Genomic DNA, 3846 nt, shown 5'->3' with positions numbered 1-3846 from the left:
CCCCCGCCGCCCGCCCGCCCGCACCCTCGCGCCGCTGCGGCTCACCCTCGCCGCCCGCCGCCCGCTAGCCGAGGACGTGGTGGAACTCCGGCTGACCGCCCCCGCGGCCGGCCCCGCCCGGCTGCCGGCCTGGCAGCCCGGCGCCCGGCTGCTGCTCACCCTGCCCTCCGGCCGGCAGCGGCACTACTCGCTCTGCGGCGACCCGGCGGACCGCTCCGCCTACCGGATCGCCGTGCGCAGGATCGCCGACGGCGGCGGCGGTTCGGTGGAGATCCACGACGAGCTGCGCCCCGGCGCCGCCCTGACGGCCCGCCGGCCCCGCAACGGCTTCGCCTTCTGCGGCGAGGACGCCGTGCTGTTCCTGGCCGGCGGGATCGGTATCACCCCGCTGCTGCCGATGGTCCGGGAGGCCCAGCGACGCGGACTCGACTGGCACCTGGTGCACACCGGCCGCACCGCCGCCGCCCTGCCCTTCACGGACGAGCTGCGCGCCCTGGACCCGGACCGGGTCGAGATCCGCACCGACGACCGGCACGGCCTCCCGGACGCCGCCGGCCTGCTCGCCCGCGCGCCCCGCGGGGCGGCCGTCTACTGCTGCGGACCGGCCCCGATGCTCACCGCGGTGCAGCGCGCGATGGACGACTCACCCGCCCGCGCGCTGCACTTCGAACGCTTCGGCGCCGCACCGGTGGCCGACGGCCGCCCCTTCACGCTGCGCCTGGGCGCCGACGGCCCGGAGCTGGCCGTCCCGGCCGACCGTTCCGCCCTCGACGTCGCCCGCGAGCTGCGGCCCGACCTGCCGTACTCCTGCCACCAGGGCTTCTGCGGCACCTGCGAGGTCCGCCTGCTGGCAGGGACGCCGGAGCACCGCGACCGCCGCCTCACCCCCGAGGCCCGGGCCGCCGGAGCGCTGCTGCCCTGCGTCTCCCGGGCCGCGGAGGGCGAGACGCTCGTCCTCGACGTGTGAGACCCGCGCGCCGCGCGGGCCCGTACGACGCGCACGACGCGTGTGACGTGTGACCCCGTCCGGAGCCGCCACCCACCGAGCCCCGCAGCCAAGGAGTACCGGATGCCCATGCCCGCCTTCCCCTACCGCGAGCACGACCTCGCCCGCTTCCGGGAGACCCAGCAGCTCGCCTACCACTGCGCCGAACAGGTCGCCGCCTGGATCGAACCCGGCGTCACCGAACGCCAGGCCACCGCCGAGCTGCGCCGCCGCCTGGTCGGCGCCGGGGTGCAGGACTTCTTCCACGTCCCGTTCGCCTGGTTCGGCGACCGCACCGCGTTCCGGCACTTCCACACCCCGCTGCAGTTCTTCGCCGGCAGCCGCCGGCTGGAGGAGGGCATGCCCTACGTCCTCGACTGCGCGCCCGTGGTCGACGGCTACACCGCGGACATCGGCTACGGCGGCAAGGTCGGCGACAACCCGATCTGGGACCGGCTCGCCCGCGACCTCCAGGTCTACCGGGAGCTGATCCTGCGCGAGGTGAAGGCCCGCAAGCCGCTCGACCAGGTGTACGCCGCCGTCGACGCCCAGATCGCCGCGCACGGCTACGACAACCGGCACCGGGTCTACCCCGGCCGGGTGATCGGCCACCAGGTCACCCGGACCACCTCACGCGGACCGGCCGGGGTCAACCTGTTCGGCTTCGGGGTGCGTACACTCCAGACCCTCGGCCGGGAGCTGATCGGCGAACGGCTGCACGGCCGCTCACCGCTGTGGGCCGACGGCCGGGCCTCCCGGCACGCGCCCACCCCCGGACTGTGGGCGGTGGAACCGCACATCGGCTTCCGCGAGGTGGGCATCAAGTTCGAGGAGCTGCTGGTGGTCACCGAGGACGACGCCTACTGGCTCGACGACGACCTGCCGCACGTACGGCGCTGGACCACCCTGGAGGACGCAGCATGACAACCATCCGCCGCCGTACCGTCCACTCCGGTGGCCTGCCGCTCGCCGTGTTCGAGCAGGGCGACCCGGCCCACCCGACCGTCATCCTGGTGCACGGCTACCCCGACACCCACACCGTCTGGGACGACGTCGCCGCCGACCTCGCCGCCGACCACCACGTGGTGCGCTACGACGTCCGCGGCGCCGGACAGTCCGGCGTCCCGGCCGCCCGCAGCGGCTACCGGCTGGAACTGCTCGGCGCCGACCTGTTCGCGGTCGCCGACGCGGTCAGCCCGCAGGCGCCGGTGCACGTGGTCGCCCACGACTGGGGCTCGGTGCAGTCCTGGGAGGCCGTCACCGAACCGGGCGCCGAGCGTCGGATCGCCTCCTACACCACCATGTCCGGGCCCTCGCTGGACCACATGGGCTTCTGGATCCGGCACCGGCTGCGCCGCCCCACCCCGCGCCACCTGCGGCAACTGCTGGTCCAGGGCGCACACTCCTGGTACATCACCGCCTTCCACCTGCCGGTGCTCGCCCCCGCCACCTGGCGGCTGTGGCTGGCCCGCGCCTGGCCGCGGATCCTGCGCGACCTGGAGGCCGTCACCCCGCGGCCCGGCCACCCGCAGGCGACCCTGCGGCAGGACGCGGTCCGCGGCATCGAGCTGTACCGGGCCAACATGCGGCCCGCCGTCCGCAACCCGCGCGAGCGACCCACCGAGGTCCCGGTCCAGCTCGTCACCCTGCAACGCGACCACTACGTCTCGGACTTCCTGTCCGAGGGCCTGGAGCGCTGGGTGCCCCGGCTGACCAGGCGGACCCTGAACGCGACCCACTGGTCGGCCCTCCTGGAGAAAGGCCCCGCCGTGGCCGCACTCGTCCGCGACTTCGCCGCCCGCACCGCCGCGGGGCACACCCAGGGCCCGCCGGACAACGGCCGGCTGGCCGTGGTCACCGGCGGCGGCAGCGGCATCGGCCGGGCCACCGCACTCGCCTTCGCCGAGCGCGGCACCCGGGTCGTGGTCGCCGACCTCGACCTGGACTCCGCCCGCCGCACCGCCGAACTCTGCACCCTGGTCGGCGCCCCCTCCCACGCCTACCCGCTGGACGTCAGCGACGGCGCGGCCGTGGACGCCTTCGCACTGCAGGTCGCGGCCGAGCACGGGGTGCCGGACGTGGTGGTCAACAACGCCGGCATCGGCCACTCCGGCACCTTCCTGCAGACCACCGAGAAGGAGTGGCAGCGGGTCCTGGACGTCAACCTCTGGGGCGTCATCCACGGCTGCCGGGCGTTCGGCGCGCTGATGGTCGAACGCGGCGCCGGCGGACACATCGTCAACCTCGCCTCGGCCGCCGCCTACCTGCCCTCCAAGGTGCTCGCCGCGTACGCCACCAGCAAGGCCGGCGTGCTGATGCTCTCGGACTGCCTGCGCGCCGAACTCGCCCCGCACGGCATCGGCGTCTCGGCGATCTGCCCGGGCATCGTCAACACCAACATCACCCGCACCTCCACCTTCTCCGGCGTCGGCGCCGCCGAGCAGGCCGCGAAGCAGCAGCGGGCCGCCAAGCTGTACGCCCGCCGGGGCTTCCCGCCCGAGAAGGTGGCCGCCGCGATCGTCCGCGCCGTCGACACCGGCCAGGCCGTCGTCCCGGTCACCTTCGAGGCCAAGGCCGCCCGCCTGCTCGGCCGGATCTCCCCGGGCCTGCTGCGCCTGGCCGCCCGCCTGAACGTGGGCTGACCTCACTCGGCGCCGGGGCCGGCCCCGGCCTCGGCGGCCAGCTCCGCCCGGGCCCGGCCGCGCAGCCGGCGCACCGTCACCGAGCACTCGTACGCCTTGGCGACCCGGCAGAGCCAGGCGGCCTCGACGTCCGGGTCGGCCGGCATCTGGGGCGGGAGGTAGCCGCCCGGGGCGGCCGACCCCGGCCGGCCGGCCGCCGCGGCCTCGACCGCGGCGGCC

The 3846-nt window shown here is 75.8% G+C and carries 3 protein-coding genes and 1 pseudogene; 3 read left to right on the top strand and 1 reads right to left on the bottom strand.

Annotated elements, in window-relative coordinates; translation table 11 throughout:
• The 3 genes from AA75_RS26870 to AA75_RS26860 form a co-directional block, all read left to right on the top strand.
• The coding region (locus tag AA75_RS26870; protein ID WP_033822849.1) for a PDR/VanB family oxidoreductase at positions 1–967 on the top strand (967 nt) is incomplete at its 5' end.
• A gap of 102 nt (positions 968–1069) precedes the next feature.
• Complete coding sequence (locus tag AA75_RS26865; RefSeq protein WP_199520423.1) at positions 1070–1909, top strand: M24 family metallopeptidase; 840 nt, start codon at positions 1070–1072, stop codon at positions 1907–1909.
• Positions 1906–3627, top strand: a complete 1722-nt coding sequence (locus AA75_RS26860) for an SDR family oxidoreductase (RefSeq protein ID WP_033822848.1) — start codon at positions 1906–1908, stop codon at positions 3625–3627. The genes AA75_RS26865 and AA75_RS26860 overlap by 4 nt, the downstream gene beginning before the upstream one ends.
• 2 nt (positions 3628–3629) lie before the next feature.
• Here AA75_RS26860 and AA75_RS49820 read toward each other — a convergent pair.
• A pseudogene (locus AA75_RS49820) lies at positions 3630–3846 on the bottom strand (hypothetical protein); the annotation flags it as partial.

The sequence above is a fragment of the Kitasatospora sp. MBT63 genome (assembly GCF_000710465.2).
Lineage (GTDB): Bacteria > Actinomycetota > Actinomycetes > Streptomycetales > Streptomycetaceae > Kitasatospora.
Note: the sequence above shows the minus strand (reverse complement) of the source record. Positions and strands in the feature narration are given on the sequence as shown.